General features: G+C 47.4%; 1 protein-coding gene. It reads right to left on the reverse strand.

The annotated features are described in order from the left end of the window. Nucleotides 1-20: 20 nt before the first annotated feature. On the reverse strand, nt 21-302 hold a 282-nt coding region (locus LZP73_RS19930; protein WP_234236646.1), incomplete at its 5' end, for a hypothetical protein.

Genomic DNA, 302 nt, shown 5'->3' on the forward strand with positions numbered 1-302 from the left:
GATTTATTGAACTGATAGGCTCAGTTTTTCTCAAATGCGGTCCAGATCTCCTTCGCTTTCATCTCTGATAGCCCTGGATGTGACGCTGTAACGCGTACTGCGTTTATAGGTAGTTTTGCGCCGTGCTCAAGTGCCTCTTCGACAGTTTTCAGAGTTCCGTCTTCGCATTTAAAATGTTCCGCACGGTGAATGCGCTGTGTAGTGCCATCTTCCAGCTCAACGTCTATCCAGCCAGCTTGAGCCTGAACGATGAACTTCTCGCCCATGCTCTTCATTTTTTCCATGTTCTTCTTACCGATTGC

Source organism: Shewanella sp. AS16, assembly GCF_021412365.1.
Classification (GTDB): Bacteria; Pseudomonadota; Gammaproteobacteria; order Enterobacterales; family Shewanellaceae; genus Shewanella; species Shewanella salipaludis.